This window comes from Streptomyces sp. NPDC101118, from assembly GCF_044759445.1.
Classification (GTDB): domain Bacteria; phylum Actinomycetota; class Actinomycetes; order Streptomycetales; family Streptomycetaceae; genus Streptomyces.
This window is the reverse complement of the sequence record NZ_JBIVZG010000016.1, coordinates 94,324-113,650: the sequence shown is the minus strand read 5'-3', so window position 1 is coordinate 113,650 and position 19,327 is coordinate 94,324. Positions and strand designations below refer to the sequence as shown.

The following is a 19,327-nucleotide window of genomic DNA, read 5'->3' as shown; positions in this document are numbered from 1 at the left end:
GCTTACTTCGAGCCGCCGGCCACGGCCGGGAGGATCGTGACGTTGTCGCCGTCGGCGACCTTGGTGGCGATGCCGTCGAGGAAGCGGACGTCCTCGTCGTTGAGGTAGACGTTCACGAATCGGCGGAGCTGGCCGCCGTCGACGATGCGCTCCTCGATGCCCTTGTGGCGGGTCTCGAGGTCCGCGAAGAGCTCGGCGAGGGTGGTTCCGCTGCCCTCGACGGCCTTCTGGCCGTCGGTGTAGGTGCGGAGGATGGTCGGGATGCGGACCTCGATGGCCATGGCAAGGCTCCAGGGATCGGTGTGACGGGCGGCGTCGGTGGGCGGCGGCGGAGCGCCGGATGTGCGCGCGGCTACGGGCCCCCGCGCGGGGGGAACGTGCGGCTCCGGGGTGCCGGACGCGGGGTCCGGGCGGGGTTCAGGCGGGACAGATCGCGCTGGCGAGGCGGCACAGGTCGACGTGCAGCCGCGCCACGAGCAGGGTCCTGCTGGGCGTCTCGATGCTCACGTCGTGGGAAACCATGCGGTCATGTTAACGATTCCCGGTCTGACGTTTGGAGTGTGATCCCGCATCGTGGACGCCAACCGCTCACGATGTGGTCAGTAGGAGGCCACGACCTGCACTTCTTCCTCGGTGATCTCGCCCTCGACGATGCGGTACGAGCGGAACTGGAACTCCCCGCCGTCGGTGTCCGCGGTCGAGACCAGCACGTAGTGGGCGCCCGGCTCGTTCGCGTAGGTGACGTCGGTGCGGGACGGGTAGGCCTCGGTCGCCGTGTGCGAGTGGTAGATGATCACCGGCTCCTCGTCCCGGTCGTCCATCTCGCGGTACAGCTTGAGCAGGTCCGTGGAGTCGAACTCGTAGAACGTGGGCGAGCGTGCGGCGTTGAGCATCGGGATGAAGCGCTCGGGGCGTCCGGTGCCCACCGGCCCCGCCACCACTCCGCACGCCTCGTCGGGGTGGTCCGCGCGGGCGTGCGCGACGATCTGGTCGTACAGGGCCTGGGTGAGGGTCAGCATGAGCGACAGGATAAGCAGACGGGCCCTTCCGTACCGACGGATGGTACGGAAGGGCCCGGATGCTGGACACGAGGCCGGTTTCAGGGCCCGCGAAGGGCTCCGGTCCGGGCGGCTCAGCGCTTGGCGAAGGCCGCGTTCTCGGGGTTGCGGCTCTTGAGGAACTGGTACGAGACGAACAGCACCAGGCCCCACAGCGGCGCGCAGTAGAGCGAGACGCGCGCGTCCTTGTCGACGCCCATCATCACGATGACCATGCCGATGAAGAGCAGGGCGAACCAGCTGGTGTACGGGGCTCCGGGCGCCCGGAAGGGCGACGTGGGCAGCTCGCCGCGGTCGGCCTTGGCGCGGTAGCGGATCTGGCAGACCAGGATCATGATCCAGGCCCACATGCCGGAGATGGTGGCGAAGGAGACGACGTAGTCGAAGGCCTTGCCGGGGGCGACGTAGTTGATCCAGACGCCGACGAGCATCAGGGCGGCGGAGAAGGTGGTGCCGACCAGCGGGGTGCCGTTCTTCGTGAGCTGGGTGAAGAACTTCGGGCCCTGGCCGTTGAGCGCGAGGTCGCGCAGCATGCGGCCGGTGGAGTACATGCCCGAGTTGCAGGAGGAGAGGGCGGCGGTGAGCACCACGAAGTTGACGATCGCGGCGCCGATGCCGAGGCCCATCTTCTCGAAGGCGGCGACGAAGGGGCTGACGCCGGGCTGGAAGTGGGTCCACGGGACGACCGAAAGGATCATGATCAGCGCGCCGACGTAGAAGACGGCGATCCGCCACGGCACGGTGTTGATGGCCTTGGGGAGGGTCTTCTCGGGGTCCTTGGACTCGCCGGCGGTGACGCCGACCAGCTCGACGGCGAGGAAGGCGAACATCACGATCTGGAGGGTCATCAGCGTGCCGCCGAGGCCCTTGGGGAAGAAGCCGCCGTCGCTCCAGAGGTTGGAGACCGAGGCGGTGGCGGCGGCGTCGGAGAAGCCGATCGTCAGGATGCCGGCGCAGATCAGGATCATGCCGACGATGGCGGTGACCTTGACCATGGAGAACCAGAACTCCAGCTCGCCGAAGAGCTTCACGGAGATGAGGTTCGCGCCGTACAGGATCACCGTGAAGATGAGCGCGTAGGCCCACTGCGGGAAGCTGTCGTGCGTCCAGAAGGCCATGTACTGGGCGGCCGCGGTGACTTCGGTGATGCCGGTGACCACCCAGAAGAGCCAGTACGTCCAGCCGGTGACGAAGCCCGCGAAGGGGCTGACGAACTCGCGGGCGTACTCCGAGAAGGAGCCCGACACGGGGCGGTACATGAGCAGTTCGCCCAGCGCCCGCATGATGAAGAAGATGACCAGGCCCGCGATCGCGTACGCCAGGATCAGGCTGGGGCCGGCCTTGGAGATGGCCTTGCCCGCGCCCAGGAAGAGGCCGGTGCCGATGGCGCCGCCGATCGCGATCATCTGGATCTGGCGGGCGCCGAGCGCGCGGTGGTATCCCTCGCCGGATGCGGAACCCTCGGCCTCATTGCCGTCGTGCTGCTTTTCGACCTGCGCTGAGGTCATGGTTGGTGCGCCTTTCTCCATTTGCCGACCCGCGCCATCAGGAATGGCTGCGGATCGGGTCCTCGATCCCCCCGGATACGGATGGAGTGCACGCCGACGGTCAGTCGGCCCAAAGCGCCGCCCGGAGCAGGGGTGGTGCCCGCGGCGGTCGTGAAGATCTATCACGGTCGAAACGATGATCCGCGGTACGAAATGGGACACAGGTCACAGGAAATTCGGGACATGGGCGCACAAAAAGATCAGATCACCGCATCGCGGTGATCTGATCGTTATCCGGATTTGAGGGTCCTCTGAGCGAACACCTCAGGGGATGCTCAAACCGGGGCCCTCAGGACATCACGCCGTCAGCGTGTCGACGAGCGTCTCCTGGAGGCCGCCGAGCCACAGGTAGGCCATCACCATCGGCTTGCGCACGTCCTCGTCGGGCAGCCGGTAGAGCTCCTCGACCTGGTCGTCCTGGGCGATCTCCAGCCGGGCGGCGATGGTCAGGCGCAGGTCGTTGAGGGCCCCGAGCCAGCGCAGCGGCTGCTCGCCGGTCAGTTCGAGCACCGCGCCGCCGTCCCCGGCGGGGGTCAGGGCGTCCAGGCTGCGTACGACGGCCAGCGCGTCCTCGCGCTTTCGGGTCCGCAGGTCGTTCTCGGTGAAGCGGCGGAACTCCGCGGACCGGGAACGCAGTTGCTCCGGGTCCTCGCCGTCCGCCGGCCCCTCGGGGCCGCCGTAGGCGTCGGGGAAGAGGCGCGCCAGCGCGGGGTCGGAGGGGGGCTCGCTCGGGCCCTCGGCGAAGAGGGCGGCGAGTGGGTCGGCGTCCTCGGCGGGCTCGTCGCCGGGCCCGATGAGCTCCAGCAGCTGCACGGCCAGGGAGCGGAGGATGGAGATCTCGATCTCGTCGAGCGCGACGGCCGCGCCGCCGCCCTTGAGGGGCACGAAGGTGCCCGGACGCGCCGCCATCAGCCGCGGTCCTGCGAGAGGGTCGCCCACAGGCCGTAGCCGTGCATGGCCTGCACGTCGCGCTCCATTTCCTCGCGGGTCCCGCTGGAGACCACCGCCCGCCCCTTGTGGTGGACGTCCAGCATCAGCTTGTGCGCCTTGTCCTTCGAGTAGCCGAAGTAGGCCTGGAAGACGTAGGTCACGTAGCTCATGAGGTTGACCGGGTCGTTGTGCACCAGGGTGACCCAGGGGACGTCCGGTTCAGGGACCGCGCGGGTCTCCTCGGCCGATTCGGTGCGTTCGATCTCAATGGGAGCAACACTCACTCGTCCCATGCTGCCACCTCGCCCGGACCGCCGCCGAGCGGGGGCCGCCCGGTTGACGGCGCAACGGCACACAGGAGATCTCGTCAGTTTGACGAGATGTGGAGTAGCATCCCTGACATGAACCCTGCGGACCTGGGCCTGCCGGTGGACGTGCCGTCGACAGCGCTCTTCACGGACCATTACGAGCTCACGATGCTGCAGGCCGCGCTGGCCAGCGGCACGGCCGACCGCCGCTCGGTCTTCGAGGTCTTCACCCGCCGCCTGCCCGAGGGGCGCCGCTACGGAGTCGTGGCGGGCACCGGGCGGGTGCTGGACGCGGTGGAGAACTTCCGCTTCGACGGCGCCGTGCTGGAGTTCCTGCGCGAGCGCGCCGTCGTCGACATGCGCACCCTGGACTGGCTCTCCTCGTACCGCTTCTCGGGTGACATCTGGGGCTACCCGGAGGGCGAGGTGTACTTCCCCGGCTCGCCGATCCTGCGCGTCGAGGGCAGCTTCGCCGAGTGCGTGCTGCTGGAGACCGTGATCCTGTCGATCCTCAACCACGACTCGGCCATCGCGGCCGCCGCCTCCCGGATGGCCTCGGCCGCCGGGGACCGGCCGCTGATCGAGATGGGCGCCCGGCGCACGCACGAGCTGGCCGCCGTGGCCTCCTCGCGCGCCGCGTACGTCGGCGGTTTCACCTCCACCTCGGACCTGGCGGCCGGCTTCCGGTACGGCATCCCGACCGTCGGCACCAGCGCCCACGCCTTCACCCTGCTGCACGACACCGAGCGCGACGCGTTCACCGCGCAGGTGGCGTCCCTGGGCCGCGGAACCACCCTCCTGGTGGACACGTACGACGTGGCGGAGGCCGTCCGCACCGCCGTGGACGTGGCCGGCACCGACCTGGGCGCGGTCCGCATCGACTCCGGCGACCTGCTGCTGGTGGCCCACCGGGTGCGGCAGCAGCTCGACGAGCTGGGCGCGGTCAACACGAAGATCGTGGTCACCTCGGACCTGGACGAGTACGCCATCGCCTCCCTGGCGGCGGCCCCCGTCGACGCGTACGGCGTGGGCACCCAGCTGGTCACCGGCAGCGGGCACCCGACCTGCTCGATGGTCTACAAGCTGGTGGCCAGGGCCACCTCGGCGGACCCGAAGGCCGCGCTCCAGCCGGTGGCCAAGAAGTCGAGCGGCGGCAAGGTGTCCCACGGCGGCCGCAAGTGGGCGGCCCGCCGCCTGGACGAGCAGGGCGTCGCCGAGGCCGAGGTGGTGGGCACCGGCCCGGTGCCCGCGGCCCTCTCCGGCCGGCAGCTGCTGGTCGAGCTGGTCAAGGGCGGCGAGGTGACCGGTCGCGAGCCGCTGGAGGCCGCCCGGACCCGGCACCGGGCCGCGCTCGGCGGGCTGCCGATGTCCGCGCTGCAGCTCTCGCGGGGCGAAGCGGTCATCCCGACCGAATACGCCTGACCGCGCGGGCGCGCGGCGGCGGCGCCCGCCCCGGACCCCCGGCCCGCCCGGGTTTCCCCCACCCACCGGGTGGGGGAAAGGCCTCCAGGGGAGCCGCCACCGACCACATCCGTCACTTCTCACTAAGGACCGCGCCATGCACAGGGCACTGATCGTCGTAGACGTCCAGAACGACTTCTGCGAGGGCGGCAGTCTCGCGGTCTCCGGCGGCGCGGACGTCGCCGCCGCCATCACCGAGCTGATCGGCCAGGCCACCCCGGGCTACCGGCACGTCGTGGCCACCCGGGACCACCACGTGGACCCCGGCTCCCACTTCGCCCGCCCGCCGGCCGAGCCGGACTACGAGCGCTCCTGGCCGGTGCACTGCGTGGCGGGCACGGAGGGCGTGGGCTTCCACCCCAACTTCGCCCCCGCCGTCGCCTCCGGTGCCATCGCCGCGGTCTTCGACAAGGGCGCGTACGAGGCGGCGTACAGCGGCTTCCAGGGCGCCGACGAGAACGGCACGGGCCTGGCCGACTGGCTGCGCGCCCGTGAGGTCACCGAGGTGGACGTGGTCGGCATCGCCACCGACCACTGCGTGAAGGCCACGGCCCTGGACGCGGCCCGGGCGGGCTTCACCACGCAGGTGCTGCTGGACCTGACCGCCGGAGTGGCCCCCCACACCACCGCCACCGCGCTGGAGGAGCTGCGGGAGGCGGGCGTGAAGCTCTCGGGGCAGCCGGTGGTCCGGTAGGCCGGTCCGTCGGCCGCTGCCGGTCCCGCCGCTGCCGGCCCCGCCCGCGGCGGGACCGGCAGTGGCGAAACGGCATGGCCTCAGCTCGCCGGGGTGCCCCGCAGGAGGGCCCGTATGGGGTGCCAGAGCTCCTCGGGCTGTCCCCAGGCGCCGGCGGCCCGGGCGGGGCACGGCGGGTCCTCAGGGGCGCCCCGCCACAGCAGGCCGTCCGGGTGGTGCAGCACCGCGGTCACCTCGTCGGGCGTGGGCGGCTCCGCGTTCCCGCGGAGGTACACCGCCCGCATCCCGTGGTTCCGCAGCCTGGTCAGGGCGCGGGCCCGGTTCGCGGCGTGCACCAGCACGCGCACCTTGCCGTCCGCTCCGGACGGCCCGCCCGATGGTCTGGGCAGCGTGAGCGCGACCACCACGCTGCCGCCGGGCAACTTGACGAAACCTCCGCCTGGCATCCCTTTCATCTCCCCCGTCGAGATGGACTCTGTTGATCAAGGTGTCAATAAGCACCCCGCACCAGGCATCTAAACGCGATCGGCCGCCGCCCGCTAGAGGGCGACGGCCGATGCTGCTTTGACCTGCGGTTTTACCTGGCCTTAGGAGGCCGGGGCCACCTGGACCGTGATCGTGTTGCCGCTCAGCGGCTGGTCCACGATCGAGATCTTGGTGTTGGTGTCAGCGGTCTTGACGCTGCCCGTCGGGTTCGACGAGTACCAGTAGGTGCCGGTCCGGTCGTTGAAGACCGGGATGCCCTTGTGGGCGCCGATGACCGTCGCGACGTCCGCCTTGTGCAGGGTGAACGCCTTCGAGTCGTACTTCGAGAACGGCGCGTCGAACGGCTGGATCTTGTTGCGCATGACCGAGCCGTCCTTCCACTTCATCGGCTTGGCGTGCGAGTCGATCGGAAGGATCAGACCGGCGCCCGGGTGGACGCTGGTGTTGTTGTCCTTCTGCGAGGTGTCCCACAGCCACATCAGCAGACCGGTCTGGTAGCTGTAGTGCTCGACCCAGCTCGGGCGCGAGGCGGCGAAGCCGAAGTTGTACGGGCCGACCTTGAGGGTCTTGTCGTACGAGACGTACTGGCGGTTCTCGGCGAAGTAGTACTGCGAGTACCACTTCGAGAAGGACTCGCCGATGGCGGAGAAGCCCTTGGCGGTCCAGCCGTTCAGGCCGTTCTCGGCACCGTCGGAGAACAGGGTCGCACCGTCGGCGACGACCTTGACCGAGTCGGCGGTGAAGCCCTTGCCGCCCGCGCCGCCGTCCGTCTGGTAGCGGAAGCGGACGTCGATCTTCTTGCCGGCGTAGGCGTCCAGGGAGAACTTGAGGTTCTTCCAGCCGCCGGAGACGTCGGTCAGGGCCGGCTTGTTGGCCGCGTCGCGCGGGATGGCGACACCGCCCGCCGTGCCGTCGAGGGCGGTCCAGTTGGTGCCGCCGTCGGTGGACACCTCGGTGTAGAGGTAGTCGTAGTCCTTCTCGATGTCCCACCAGCCCTTGAGGGTCAGCTCGGCCTTGGCCTTGCCGGTGAGGTCCACCTTGCGGGACAGGGTGTTCTTGAGGTCGTCACCCATGTTGCTCCACCACTGCTTCGCGCCCGCGGCGGGCTTGACGACGGTGGTGGTGACCTTCTTCTTGGGCAGCGTGACCTTGAGGGCCTGCTTGTCCTTGGTGTTGTACTCCGCGACACCCAGCTTGTGGGTGGACTTCGTCGCGGCCTTGGCCACGTCGTAGTTCAGCCAGCCGAGCTGGTACTTGTCCCAGGCGGTCATGTCGCCGGGCATGTCGCCTATGGAGTCCTTGCCCATGCCGAGCCAGGAGCCGGCGGACATCAGGGACCAGAAGCCGACCGAGTTCTCGCCGCCACCGGAGGTGTCGTAGAGGTCCGGGAGGCCCAGGTCGTGGCCGTACTCGTGGGCGAAGACGCCGAGGCCGCCGTTCTCGGGCTGCATCGTGTAGTCGCCGACCCAGATGCCGGTCTTGCCGATCTGGGTGCCGCCGGCCTTGTTGCCCGACGGGCCGGTGGAACCGGCGTCGGTGCCGTAGGCGTACCAGCGGTGGGCCCACAGGGCGTTCTCGCCCTCGACGCCGCCGCCGGCCGACTCGTCCTCGCCCGCGTGGACGATCTGGAAGTGGTCGATGTAGCCGTCGGGCTCGTTGAACTCGCCGTCGCCGTCGTGGTCGTAACGGTCGTAGACGTCGTACTTCTGCAGCGTGGTCTTGATCTCGGCGTCGGTCTTGCCGGCGGCCTTCTGCTTCTTGTAGTACGCGGTGACGCCGTCGCGGACGGTGTCCCAGACGTTGGCGCAGTTGGACTGGCCGCAGTAGTTCGAGCCGTAACGGGCCTCGTTGTACGGGACCTTGACCCAGTCGGTGACCGTGCCGGAGACCGAGTAGCGGCCCGAGGAGGTCTTCTCGTAGTACGTCTTCAGGGAGTGCTTGCCCGACGAGGCCGGGGCGAAGTACAGGTCCTGGAAGTACTGACGGTTGAAGTCGGAGCGCCAGGCGGTGCTGTTGTCCTGGGTGCGGTCCGGCTTCGCGATCTTGTTGTGCAGCGGGCCGGGGGCGCCGCCGTACTTCTTGACGGGCTCCAGCGGGCCGTCGCCGTCCGGGTCGAACATGGTCGTGTTGTCGACCTTGTCGCCGAACTCGACCAGGATCGTGAAGATCTTGTCCGTGCGCTCGCGGTTCAGCTCGACGTACTTGCGGTCGTCGAGCTTGACGACCTTGGAACCGCCGCGGCGGGTCTCGACCGGCTTCTCACCGGACGCGACGGCCTCCAGGGCGGCCCGGCGGGCCTGCTCCTGCTGCTTGCTGAACGGACCCTCGAGCTCGTGGTCGGTCTTCAGCGCCTTCGCCGACGGGTCCTTCTGGTCCGCGACCTTGTCGGCGGCGGCAGCGGTGGTCCACTGGTCGTCGGCCTGGGCCATGGTGTAGACGGACATCGTCGCCGCGCAGGCGGCCATGGTCACGGTGACCGCGGCAGCGCGAATGACTCGTCGCTTGGACGAGGTGTTCCTGCTCACTTGATGTTGTTCCCCTCCCGCGGCCGCAGGCACGGAGCGAAAGTGAGGGGTCGGTCCGGCGCAGCACGCGTCTCAAGTGACGACATTTGACCGGAGTAACGCGAGAAAAGACAGACCTTGACTTGCTCTGGTCAAGTGCACTATGCGGGACAGCCGTTCCGCATTTCGGACGTTCCCCATAGGTCCGAATCATTCCGTTTCGCAGGGCGCGCCCGCCCGGCCGACGGCGTGCGGAGTGACCCCGTGCGCCCCCCATGCTCCGGCACCGTGGGTTAGGTCACGCTTACCGGGCGTTCCCTCCGGGCATCCACCGTCGTAGAGTCACTTGACGGTGCCCAGTTGAGCAGACTCCCCCTCCGATGCCTTGAGGACGGATACCGCCATGCCGCGTCCTACTGCCGCACAGCTCGCCTACGGGTCCGCCACCGTCATCGCCTCGACCATCGCCATGCTGCTGCTGTCGCAGACCAGCACGGGGCTCGGGGTCGCCGTCATCTCGGCCGCCGCGCTGCTGCTGGGGCTCCTGGTCGCCGTCACGGTCCCCGCGCCGAAGAGGGCGGCGCGCGGGGCTCGGAGGAGCTCCGCGGCCGCCCTCTCCGGGGACGCCGGGGCCGGCGCGGGGGCCAGGGTGCCGGAGCCGCGTACGGCGGAGCAGCTGCCCGCCGAAGCTCCCGTACACCACTAGCCGTTGTGCGTGCCGCCCGTACGGACCGGGTCCGGGGCGGGGCACGGGGCCGGGGCGTGGTCTAGGTCGTGGTGACCACCACGGTCTTGGCGACCTTGTCGTGCAGGCCCTGCCGGTAGGGCTTGTCCGTGAGCATCGTGATGATCAGTACGAGCGGCCAGAGGCACGCACAGCAGAGCAGGGTGGGGATCCAGAGCACGGCCGCGCGGGAGAGCGCCGCGTTGCTGCCGGGAACGCTGCCGTCGTTGAGCATCGCCACGCGCAGGTTCAGCAGGCGCTTGCCGAGGGTCTGCCCGTTCTTCTTCGTCATGTACCAGTCGTAGAGGACGTACGCCGCGATCTCGATGATCAGCCACACCAGGCCGGTGCCCTGGTACGCCTTGGTGATGATCTCGGTCGCGTCCTCGCCCTCGTCCGTCTTCACCACCCAGCGGTCGGTGTTGAAGGGGATCTGGAGGAGCGCCAGCGGGATGGCGATGAGGAGCAGGTCGATGACGCGGGCGGCGAGCCGCCTGCCGAAGTCGGCCAGCGGGGGCATGCCGGCCAGCGGGTCCGGGGCGCCGTAGCCCCCTCCCCCGTAGGGGCCGCCCGGGCCCCCGCCGCCGTACGGGCCGCCGCCGCCACCACCGTAAGGGTCACCGCTTCCGCCGTACGGGGGTGGCGGCGGAGGCGGGTACTCGCCCCCGCCCCCGGCGCCGCCCGACGAACCGCCGGGCGGGGGCGGGGGCGTGCCGTACGGGTCGCCGCCCGAGGGCGGCTGCGGCTTCTTGAGGAACGGATCGTCCTCCGGCGGCTGGCCGGGCGGCGGCTGGTCGGTACTCATGGCCCGAGCAGAACCCGGGCCGTCCGGCCCCGCAACGGGACGGCGGCCGTTCGGGGGAACGGCCGCCGCAGGAGGCGTCGCCGGGTGCCTCAGCGGGCCACGAAGGTGCCCGCCGCCTTGTCGTGCCAGCACTGCCGCCAGGGCCGGTCCACCAGGCACCACAGGGCGTTGAACAGGCCGATGCCGAGGATCCCGAGGCCCCCGTACACCAGCCAGCGGCCGAGTGCCGCGCCGAAGGACGGCGGCTGCCGGGATTCCAGTCCGCAAACGCGCACGCCGAACAGCTTCTTGCCCAGGGTCCGGCCCCAGCGGGCGACGGGGACCGCCTCGTAGAGGACCCCGAAGACGAGGTAGACGCCGAGGACGGCGGCGAGGTAGCCGCCGGTGGTGCCGTCCAGCAGCCAGACGGTGACGGTCTCTCCGCTGAGCCGGGCGGCGTCGATCTTGTCCTCGACGTGCTCGGTCACGGGGGTCACGAACGGCAGGGCCGCTGCGGCGGTGACCGCGCCGGTGACGAGCGAGTCGACGATCCGGGCGCCGAGTCTGCGGCCGAGTCCGGCGGGCCGGCTCGACTCCTCCGCCATGCGCCGGAACAGCTCGTCGGTGGGGGGCCGCCAGCCCGCCGCGTCCTGGCCGGGGGCACCGGCCTGGGCGGGGACCCCGCCGGCAGCGGGCCAGCCGGCCGGCAGCGCGGGGCCGTCGGCCGCGGCACCCGGCGAGGCGGCCGGGGAGGCCGAGGCGGCCGGGGAAGGGGTCACGGCGGGGGCGTCGGCCGCGGTCGGGGCCGCGGGGGCGGCGGCCGGGGCGGTGGCCGCCGCGGTGGAGGTGCTCGGCACGGCGGACTTCGCGGGAGCCGGGGAGGCCGGGGAGGCCAGGGAGCCCGCGCCGGCCACCGGGGCGGCCGCGGCGCTGCCGGCCTCCGGCCAGACGGGGCGGTCCGGGGTGGTCGTGCCGGGTCCGGCCTTGGAGAGGGACGCGGGGGCGGCCGGCCCGTCGGACGTGGCACGACCGGACTTGGCCAGGGCCACCGCCGGGGCCGGGGCGGCGGGCGAGGCCTGGGCGGGTACGGACGGGCTGGGGCCCGGCGCGGCGGCCGCGGGGGTCCGCTCCGCGGGCTCCGCGTCCGGGCCGGCGACGGTCGGGGCCGCGGCAGCCGCGGGCTCGCCCCAGGTGACCTTGCGGTCGCGGTCGCCGCCGAAGCCCGACTGCTGGGCCGCGTCGGCCTTCCACTCGGGGCGGGCGTCGTCCGGCTCGGGTCCGGTGCGGGGGTCACGGGCCCGCGGGTCCCCGGGACGGCGGTCCTCGGGCACGGCGTCCTCGGTACGGGCCGCGGGGGCGGCAGCCCCGGCGCCGTCCTCGGCACCGCCCTCGGATGCCTCCGCTTCCGGGAGTTCGTCGAAGAAGACCGGCCCGGTCTCCTCCGCCGCCGGAACCGCGGGGACGTCCTCGGTCTGGGGCGTGCGGGGCGTCGTGGGGGGCGCGGGCGCCGGCGCGGGGCGCGCGGAGGCACCGGGCGCGCCGGCGGATGCGGCCGGGCGGCTCGTACCCGGGACCCAGGAGGAGCCGTTCCAGTACCGGACGAAGCCCGGGATGGACGGGTCCGGGTAGTAGCCCTCTCGGGGCGCCGTCTCTCCGTCACCAGGGGAGGCCGTCATGTCCCCAACTCCGATCGTCCGCCAGTGCCGCTCGTGCCGCGTGCCGTTCCGCTTGTGCCTGGAGGAGACCTTAGCCAAGAAGCACCGCCCTCCAGGACCGGGAACGGGAGAAAGGCCGCCATCGGGCGACCTCGGGCCGCGGCGACGGGTTCCGGTCAACCGACCGATTTCAGCCAACCTCGCGCTGGTTCACGGAAGTCGCGTCATACCCGGCCGTCACCGTGCTCTCTCGGGGTAGCGGGCCACGTGCCACCGCCCGCCGCACACCCAGAGAGGAAGTCCCATGCACTACACCGTCGTGGAGCGAGAGCTCGAACTGAAGCTGGTCCTGTCCCCCGAGCGCAGCATTCCGGTCCCGGCCCGCCTGACCTACCGCGCGGACGACCCGTACGCCGTCCACATCACCTTCCACGTCGGCTCCAGCGCCCCGGTCAACTGGACCTTCGCCCGCGAGCTGCTGGTCGAGGGCGTGTTCCGGCCCTGCGGCCACGGCGACGTGCGCATCTGGCCCACCAAGGTCGACGCGCACAACGTGATCTGCGTGGCCCTCAGCTCCCCCGACGGCGACGCCCTCCTGGAGGCGCCGGCCACGTCCGTCTCGGCCTGGCTGGAGCGCACCCTGCGCGCGGTCCCGCCGGGTACGGAGTCCGAGCGGCTCGGCCTGGACGACGCGCTGGCCGAACTGCTCGCGCCCACCCCGGCGGACGACCTGTGGCTGCGCGACCCGTGGCCGTCGGACGAGTCCGCCGAGGGCGAGTGACCGGCCGGCAGGGCCGGGACGGCCGAGGCGGGCGCAACGGCCCGGCCGCCCGCGTCGGCAGGACCGGCAGGGCCGGTCAGAAGAGCTTGCCGGGGTTCAGCAGGCCCAGCGGGTCGAAGGCCCGCTTCACCGCGCGCTGCATCTCGACGCCCACCGGCCCCAGTTCGCGCGCCAGCCACTCCTTCTTCAGCACCCCGACGCCGTGTTCGCCGGTGATGGTCCCGCCCAGGGCGAGCCCCAGCGCCATGATCTCGTCGAAGGACTCGCGGGCCCGGCGCGCCTCGTCCTCGTCCGCCGGGTCGAAGCAGACCACGGGGTGGGTGTTGCCGTCCCCGGCGTGCGCGCAGACGCCGATGGTCAGCCCGTACTTCCGGCCGATCTCCGTGGTGCCGGCCAGCATCTCGGCCAGCTTGGACCGGGGCACGCACACGTCGTCGATCATCGTGGCCGGGCGCAGGGTCTCCAGCGCGGTCAGTGCGAGCCGGCGGGCCTGGAGCAGCAGGGCGGACTCCGCCTCGTCCTCGGCGGGGACGACCCGGGTGGCCCCGGCCGCGAGGCAGAGCTCCCCCACGGCGGCCAGGTCGGCGGCCGGGTCGGGGGTGTCGAAGGCGGCGAGCAGCAGCGCCTCGGTGGTCTCCGGGAGCCCCATCTTCCCGAGCCGGTTGACGGCCCGGACGGTCGTACGGTCCATCAGCTCCAGCAGGGAGGGGGTGTGCCCGCGCTCCATCACCGCGCAGACCGCCGCGCAGGCGGCGGCCGCGGACGGGAACTCGGCGGCCAGCACGAGCTGCCGGGGCGGGGCCGGCTTCAGGGCGAGCACGGCCCGTACGACGACGCCGAGGCTGCCCTCGGAGCCGACGAAGAGCCGGGTGAGGTCGTACCCCGCGACTCCCTTGGCGGTACGGCGGCCCGTGCGCAGCAGCCGTCCGTCGGCCAGCACCACGTCGAGCCCGAGCACGTACTCGGCGGTGACCCCGTACTTCACGCAGCACAGACCGCCGGAGGCGGTGCCGATGTTGCCTCCGATGGTGCACTGCTCCCAGCTGGAGGGGTCGGGCGGGTAGGCCAGTCCGTGGCCGGCGACCGCGCGGGAGAGCGCGGCGTTGACGACGCCGGGTTCGACCACGGCGATCCGGTCGACCGCGCTGATCTCCAGGATCCGGTCCATCTTCAGCAGGGAGAGCACGATGCAGCCGTCGGAGGCGTTGGCCGCGCCGGAGAGCCCGGTGCGGGCGCCCTGCGGGACGACCGGGACGCGCAGCGCGGTGGCGGTGCGCATCACGTGCTGGACCTGTTCGACGGTGCGCGGCAGGACGACCACCGCGGGGCTGCCGGCGGCGCAGAAGCTGGCCATGTCGGTGGCGTAGGAGGCGGTGACGTCCGGGTCGGTGAGCACGGCCTCGGCGGGGAGGCCTTCGAGGAGCCTGCCGGTGAGAGCGGCGCGGAGATCGTCCATGGCCTCAGCCTGGCACCCGCGGCCATCGGTGTGAACCCGGCGGCGAACCGGTTCGGACAGCCCCGGAAAGCTCTTCATATTGACGCACAGTGAGCGCATGGAAGAGGAATCCCAGCGACCGCCCGTGACCTTCAGCCGGCGCAGGACCGCGCTGACCGCCGCCACGGCGGTGGTGCTGATCGCCGGTGCCCTCGTGATCCGGCCCGCCCGGCCGGACGCCGTGGACCACCGCCCGCCCCGGGCCGAGCTGCGGGCCATGGCGGCCGTGGGAATGGGCGCCCCGGCGGCCGCGGCTGACCTGGGCACGCTCATCACCGACCGTGAGGGGTGGCTGCGCGCCCACCCGCGGGACGACGGCTCGTGGGCGGTGCTCGGCACGGCGTACCTGGAGCAGGCGCGGCGCACCGCGGACTCGGGCGACTTCCCGCGGGCGGAGCAGGCGCTGAAGCGGTCCCTGGAGCTGCGGCCCGCGGGGAAGGGGAACCTGGAGGCGATGGTCGGGATGGGGGCCCTGGCCAACGCCCGGCGGGACTTCGCCACGGGGAAGCGGTGGGGCGAGCTGGTCCGGGCGCAGTCGCCCGGGCGGTGGACGGCGTACCCGGTGCTGGTGGACGCGTACTCGGGGATCGGGGACTACAAGGCCGCCGAGAAGGCGATGGAGAAGCTGGTCTCGCTGCGGCCGGGGCTGGCGGCGTACCTGCGGGCGGCCCAGGTGTACCGGGACCGCGGCTGGCGCGAGGACGCGATGGCCGCGATGGAGCAGGCCTCGGGCGCGGCGAAGACGCCCGCCGAGAAGGCGTACGTGCTGTACCGGACGGGCGAGCTGTTCTGGGAGCGCGGCGAGACGGCGGAGGCGCTGTCGCGGTACGAGGCCGCGCTGCGCACGGATCCGGCGCAGGCCCGGGCGCTGGGCGGCCGGGCGCGGGTGCTGGCGGCGCTGGGGCGTACGGGCGAGGCGGTCGCGGACTACCGGAAGGCGCTGGAGAAGGTGCCCGAGGCGGGCTTCGCGCTGGAGCTGGGCGAGCTGCTGGAGTCGTCCGGGCAGCGGGAGGAGGCGGCGGAGCCGTACGCGGTGCTGCGGGGGCTGGTGGCGCGGGAGGCCGCGCACGGGGTGAACGAGACGGTGACGCTGGGCCTGTTCGAGGCGGACCACGGCGACCCGGCGGCGGCGGTGCGGGTGCTGCGGGCGGAGTGGGGCCGGGCGAAGAGCGTGCAGGTGGCGGACGCGCTGGGGTGGGCGCTGCACCGGACGGGCGACGACGCGGCGGCGCTGGAGTACGCGACGAAGGCCACGGATCCCGGGCTGCGGAGCGCGGAGTTCGCGTACCACCGGGCGGAGATCGAGCGGGCGCTGGGCGACGAGGCCGCGGCGCGGCGGCACCTGCAGGAGGCGCTGCGGACGAATCCGGTGTTCTCGCCGGTACGGGCGCCGCTGGCGAAGTCGGCCCTGGAGGCCATCGGCCAGCCGGCGGCGGGTGGGCCGGAGCACGTGCGGCCGGTCACTCCATGGGTGCCGCCGGAGATGCCGAAGCCGAAGCCTGTGGGGGCGGCTGCGGGTGGGGACGCGGGTGCGGGTGCGGGTGCGGATACGGGTACGGATCCGGATCCGGCTCGGCCGAAGCGTGCGGCCCCTGCGGAGCCGAAGCGGGCCCCGCGGGCTGCCGCCGAGCCGAAGCGGGCTCCCGCCCAGCCGGAGCCGGCTCCCGCCGAGCCGAAGCGGGCTCCCGCGGTGCCGGAGCGCGAGGCGGCCGGCACCGTGCCGAAGCGGGCGGGGGCTGCACCGAAGCCGTAGCGGTGGCGGGGAGCCGCCTGCCCGTTGGCGGTTGCCGGTGCCGGTGCTGGTGCCGGAAGCCGGAGCCGCGGGTCCCGGGCGCCCCCCACCAGCGCCCGGGTCCGCGGCTCCGGTCGGCCGGCCCGGCGCTGCCGGGCCGAGGCGAAGCTCTCCCCCACCCCGCCCCTTCCCGAACTGGGGCTCCGCCCCAGACCCCGCGCCTCAAACGCCGGCGAGGCTGGGTATCACGGCGGCGCCGCGCGCCTCGGCACCCCGGGCTCCGGGCTCCGGGCTCCGAGCTCCGGGCTCCGGGCTCCGGGGTCTGGGCACTGGGCTCCGGGCTCCGGGCTCCGGGGTCTGGGCACTGGGCTCCGGGCTCCGGCCTCCGGGGTCTGGGCACTGGGCTCCGGGCTCCGGCCTCCGCGGTCTGGGCACTGCGCTCCGGGGCCACGGATCAGGCGCCGGGGGGGAAATCAAGCCTCGCCGGCGATTGAGGCGCGGGGGTGCGGGGGCGGAGCCCCCGTGGTGGGCGCGGGGGTACCGGCCCACCACTGGCTACGGCGGGCCGGTATCCGACACGCGCCGCACGGCAGACCGGTACCTGAACAGCGCCGCACGGCAGACCGGTACCTGAACAGCGCCGCACGGCTACAGGTTGCCGCGCTTCTCCTGCTCCCGCTCGATCGCCTCGAACAGGGCCTTGAAGTTGCCCTTGCCGAAGCCCATCGAGCCGTGCCGCTCGATGATCTCGAAGAAGACGGTCGGGCGGTCCTGCACCGGCTTGGTGAAGATCTGCAGCAGGTAGCCGTCCTCGTCCCGGTCCGCGAGGATCTTCAGCTCGCGCAGCTCGTCGATCGGCACACGGGTGTCGCCGACCCACTCGCCGAGCGTGTCGTAGTACGTGTCCGGCACGCTCAGGAACTGGACGCCGGCCGCGCGCATGCTGCGCACGGTGTTGACGATGTCGTTCGAGGCGAGGGCGATGTGCTGGACGCCCGGGCCGTTGTAGAACTCCAGGTACTCGTCGATCTGCGACTTCTTCTTCGCGATCGCCGGCTCGTTGATCGGGAACTTCACCTTCTTGGTGCCGTCCGCGACCACCTTGGACATCAGCGCCGAGTACTCGGTCGCGATGTCGTCGCCCACGAACTCCTTCATGTTCGTGAAGCCCATGACCTTGTTGTAGAAGCCGACCCACTCGTCCATGCGGCCCAGCTCGACGTTGCCGACGCAGTGGTCGATCGCCTGGAAGGTCCGCTTGGCCGGCGGCGCGACCAGCGGGTCGACGGCGGTGTAGCCCGGCAGGTAGGGGCCGGTGTAGTTCGCGCGCTCGACCAGCGTGTGGCGGGTCTGGCCGTACGTGGCGATCGCGGCCAGCACGACGGTGCCGTGCTCGTCGGCGATCTCGTACGGCTCGTCCAGGCCGCGCGCGCCCTGCTCGACGGCGTACTTGTACGCGGCGCGGACGTCCGGCACCTCGATGGCGAGGTCGATGACGCCGTCACCGTGCTCGGTGACGTGCTCCGCGATGAAGCGGCCGTGGTCGGTCGTCGGCTTGATGACCGAGGTCAGGACGAAGCGGGCGGAGCCGTTGGTGAGGACGTAGCTCGCGGTCTCGCGGCTGCCGTTCTCCGGGCCGGAGTACGCCACGAGCTTCATGCCGAAGGCCGTGGAGTAGTAGTGCGCGGCCTGCTTGGCGTTGCCGACGGCGAACACCACCGCGTCCATTCCCTTCACCGGGAAGGGGTCGGCCTCGCGCTCGGTGTCGGGGGTGTGATCCAGGGTCTCAGTCATGAGCGCAGATTCCCGCTGTTCCACAAGCTGCGCAATAGTTTCTTGTTTCGCTGTGCAATATGACCAGCGTGGTGGCAGGATCGGCGGGCGCTCTGTACAGGATGACCAGCCCAGGAGGGCTCATGGGGATCGACCGCCTCGACGGCAGGCTCATCGTGCTGCTCGCCCGCGAACCGCGCATAGGCGTACTGGAGGCCTCGCGCCGCCTGGGGGTCGCGCGCGGCACCGTGCAGGCCCGCCTCGACCGCCTGCAGGCCAACGGGGTGATCCGCGGCTTCGGGCCGCAGGTGGACCCGGCGGCGCTCGGCTACCCGGTGACCGCCTTCGCGACGCTGGAGATCAAGCAGGGCCAGGGGGCGGACGTACGGGCCCACCTGGCCACCGTTCCCGAGGTGCTGGAACTCCACACGACCACGGGGCACGGCGACATGCTGTGCCGGCTGGTGGCGCGCTCCAACGCCGACCTCCAGCGGGTGATCGACCGGGTCGTGGGCTTCGAGGGGATCGTGCGCGCGTCCACGGCGATCGTGATGGAGAACCCCGTGCCACTGCGCATCATCCCGCTCGTCGAGCAGGCCGCGGAGGACCCCGAGGAGTAGCGGGAGGGACCGGCCGGGGGTGTCTCCGAGAGATGCAAAGGAGTAGTTGCAAAGAAACCCTTGCACAGACTTCTTTGCAACTCTAAGGTGGTGCCATGCCCGAGAATCCCGAAGGCCCCGCGCCCGACGCCGAGGCCGCACAGGCCCCGTCCGACCGGCCCGACCGGACCGTCCACGAGCTGGACGCCCGGACCCTCCGGGGGCTCGCGCACCCGCTGCGCATGCGCCTGCTGAAGGCGCTGCGGTCCAACGGCCCCGCCACCGCCTCCCAACTCGCCGAGCAGCTGGGCGAGTCGAGCGGAGCCACCAGCTACCACCTCCGCCAGCTCGCGGCGTACGGGTTCGTCGAGGACGCACCCGAGCACGGCAAGGGCCGCGAGCGGTGGTGGAAGTCCGCCCACTACGGCACCCGGCTGCCGGAATCGGTGGCCATCGACCCCAACCCCGAGGTCCGGGGCGCGGTGGACCTGTTCCGGCACGAGGTCGCGACGATCCACGCCCAGGAGGCGAGCACCTGGATCGCGAACTCGCACGACTGGCCGCAGGAATGGCAACTGGCGTCGGACCTCAGCGACTTCACGCTGCGGCTGACCGCCGCCGAGACCGCCGAGCTGGTCCGGAAGCTCCACGACGTGATCAACAGTTACGACCGGACCGAGCCGGCCGAGGACGCCCGGATGGTCCGCTTCCACGTGCACGCCCTGCCCCGCACCCAGGACCAGGGCACCGCCGACTAGCCCGCTCCTCCTTCCCGACACCCTGACACCGGGCGGCA

At 71.9% G+C, this 19,327-nt stretch carries 19 protein-coding genes; 7 read left to right on the top strand and 12 right to left on the bottom strand.

Annotation, left to right across the window (positions count from 1 at the left end):
• Positions 1-2 precede the first annotated feature (2 nt).
• The 6 genes from ACIQUQ_RS24460 to clpS all read right to left on the bottom strand — a co-directional run bounded on the left by ACIQUQ_RS24460 (position 3) and on the right by clpS (position 3,828).
• Complete coding sequence (locus ACIQUQ_RS24460) at positions 3-281, bottom strand: MoaD/ThiS family protein (protein ID WP_403979451.1); 279 nt, start codon at positions 279-281, stop codon at positions 3-5.
• A gap of 136 nt (positions 282-417) precedes the next feature.
• The gene (locus ACIQUQ_RS24455) at positions 418-522 is read right to left on the bottom strand and encodes a putative leader peptide (protein WP_399944834.1); all 105 of its coding nucleotides are present in this window, start codon (positions 520-522) and stop codon (positions 418-420) included.
• A 77-nt stretch (positions 523-599) separates the two neighbouring features.
• Complete coding sequence (locus ACIQUQ_RS24450; RefSeq protein ID WP_403979449.1) at positions 600-1,019, bottom strand: Mov34/MPN/PAD-1 family protein; 420 nt, start codon at positions 1,017-1,019, stop codon at positions 600-602.
• A 113-nt stretch (positions 1,020-1,132) separates the two neighbouring features.
• Positions 1,133-2,566, bottom strand: coding sequence for an amino acid permease (locus ACIQUQ_RS24445; protein ID WP_403979446.1), 1,434 nt, complete (start codon positions 2,564-2,566; stop codon positions 1,133-1,135).
• 336 nt (positions 2,567-2,902) lie between these two features.
• Entirely contained in the window at positions 2,903-3,514 is a 612-nt protein-coding gene (locus ACIQUQ_RS24440; protein ID WP_403979443.1) for a DUF2017 domain-containing protein, read from the bottom strand.
• Positions 3,514-3,828, bottom strand: coding sequence for an ATP-dependent Clp protease adapter ClpS (gene clpS / locus ACIQUQ_RS24435; protein WP_399944824.1), 315 nt, complete (start codon positions 3,826-3,828; stop codon positions 3,514-3,516). The genes ACIQUQ_RS24440 and clpS overlap by 1 nt, the downstream gene beginning before the upstream one ends.
• 108 nt (positions 3,829-3,936) lie before the next feature.
• On the opposite strand from clpS, the gene ACIQUQ_RS24430 reads away from it, so the two are divergent.
• The gene (locus ACIQUQ_RS24430; RefSeq protein WP_403979440.1) at positions 3,937-5,265 is read left to right on the top strand and encodes a nicotinate phosphoribosyltransferase; all 1,329 of its coding nucleotides are present in this window, start codon (positions 3,937-3,939) and stop codon (positions 5,263-5,265) included.
• Between the two features lie 136 nt (positions 5,266-5,401).
• Entirely contained in the window at positions 5,402-5,998 is a 597-nt protein-coding gene (locus ACIQUQ_RS24425; protein ID WP_403979437.1) for a nicotinamidase, read from the top strand.
• A gap of 80 nt (positions 5,999-6,078) precedes the next feature.
• Here ACIQUQ_RS24425 and ACIQUQ_RS24420 read toward each other — a convergent pair whose 3' ends face one another.
• Together ACIQUQ_RS24420 and ACIQUQ_RS24415 are read right to left on the bottom strand one after the other, a co-directional pair.
• Positions 6,079-6,444 (bottom strand): hypothetical protein, encoded by a 366-nt coding sequence (locus ACIQUQ_RS24420; protein ID WP_403979433.1) that lies wholly within the window; start codon positions 6,442-6,444, stop codon positions 6,079-6,081.
• Positions 6,445-6,585: 141 nt separating this feature from the next.
• Positions 6,586-8,949 carry an immune inhibitor A domain-containing protein gene (locus ACIQUQ_RS24415; protein WP_403979638.1) on the bottom strand — a complete coding sequence of 788 codons (2,364 nt, stop codon included), beginning with the start codon at positions 8,947-8,949 and terminating at the stop codon, positions 6,586-6,588.
• 442 nt (positions 8,950-9,391) lie between these two features.
• Here ACIQUQ_RS24415 and ACIQUQ_RS24410 point away from each other — a divergent pair, with 442 nt between their 5' ends.
• Positions 9,392-9,694, top strand: a complete 303-nt coding sequence (locus ACIQUQ_RS24410) for a hypothetical protein (RefSeq protein ID WP_403979430.1) — start codon at positions 9,392-9,394, stop codon at positions 9,692-9,694.
• Positions 9,695-9,755: 61 nt separating this feature from the next.
• Here the strand turns inward: ACIQUQ_RS24410 and ACIQUQ_RS24405 are convergent, their stop codons facing one another.
• Complete coding sequence (locus ACIQUQ_RS24405; RefSeq protein WP_403979427.1) at positions 9,756-10,517, bottom strand: RDD family protein; 762 nt, start codon at positions 10,515-10,517, stop codon at positions 9,756-9,758.
• Between the two features lie 89 nt (positions 10,518-10,606).
• Entirely contained in the window at positions 10,607-12,172 is a 1,566-nt protein-coding gene (locus ACIQUQ_RS24400) for an RDD family protein (RefSeq protein WP_403979425.1), read from the bottom strand.
• A gap of 283 nt (positions 12,173-12,455) precedes the next feature.
• Between ACIQUQ_RS24400 and ACIQUQ_RS24395 the strand changes: the two genes are divergently transcribed.
• Positions 12,456-12,932, top strand: coding sequence for an SsgA family sporulation/cell division regulator (locus tag ACIQUQ_RS24395; RefSeq protein ID WP_403979422.1), 477 nt, complete (start codon positions 12,456-12,458; stop codon positions 12,930-12,932).
• 76 nt (positions 12,933-13,008) lie between these two features.
• Here the strand turns inward: ACIQUQ_RS24395 and ACIQUQ_RS24390 are convergent, their stop codons facing one another.
• Positions 13,009-14,388 carry an FAD-binding oxidoreductase gene (locus ACIQUQ_RS24390; protein ID WP_403979420.1) on the bottom strand — a complete coding sequence of 460 codons (1,380 nt, stop codon included), beginning with the start codon at positions 14,386-14,388 and terminating at the stop codon, positions 13,009-13,011.
• Between the two features lie 97 nt (positions 14,389-14,485).
• Here ACIQUQ_RS24390 and ACIQUQ_RS24385 point away from each other — a divergent pair, with 97 nt between their 5' ends.
• The gene (locus ACIQUQ_RS24385) at positions 14,486-16,180 is read left to right on the top strand and encodes a tetratricopeptide repeat protein (protein WP_403979417.1); all 1,695 of its coding nucleotides are present in this window, start codon (positions 14,486-14,488) and stop codon (positions 16,178-16,180) included.
• A 627-nt stretch (positions 16,181-16,807) separates the two neighbouring features.
• Here the strand turns inward: ACIQUQ_RS24385 and hppD are convergent.
• Positions 16,808-17,953, bottom strand: coding sequence for a 4-hydroxyphenylpyruvate dioxygenase (gene hppD / locus ACIQUQ_RS24380; RefSeq protein WP_403979415.1), 1,146 nt, complete (start codon positions 17,951-17,953; stop codon positions 16,808-16,810).
• A 122-nt stretch (positions 17,954-18,075) separates the two neighbouring features.
• On the opposite strand from hppD, the gene ACIQUQ_RS24375 reads away from it, so the two are divergent.
• Both ACIQUQ_RS24375 and ACIQUQ_RS24370 read left to right on the top strand, forming a co-directional pair.
• The gene (locus ACIQUQ_RS24375) at positions 18,076-18,552 is read left to right on the top strand and encodes an Lrp/AsnC family transcriptional regulator (protein ID WP_403979412.1); all 477 of its coding nucleotides are present in this window, start codon (positions 18,076-18,078) and stop codon (positions 18,550-18,552) included.
• Between the two features lie 95 nt (positions 18,553-18,647).
• Positions 18,648-19,289: a helix-turn-helix domain-containing protein gene (locus ACIQUQ_RS24370; RefSeq protein WP_403979409.1), complete on the top strand. Its 642-nt coding sequence runs from the start codon at positions 18,648-18,650 to the stop codon at positions 19,287-19,289.
• The last annotated feature ends 38 nt before the right edge of the window (positions 19,290-19,327 follow it).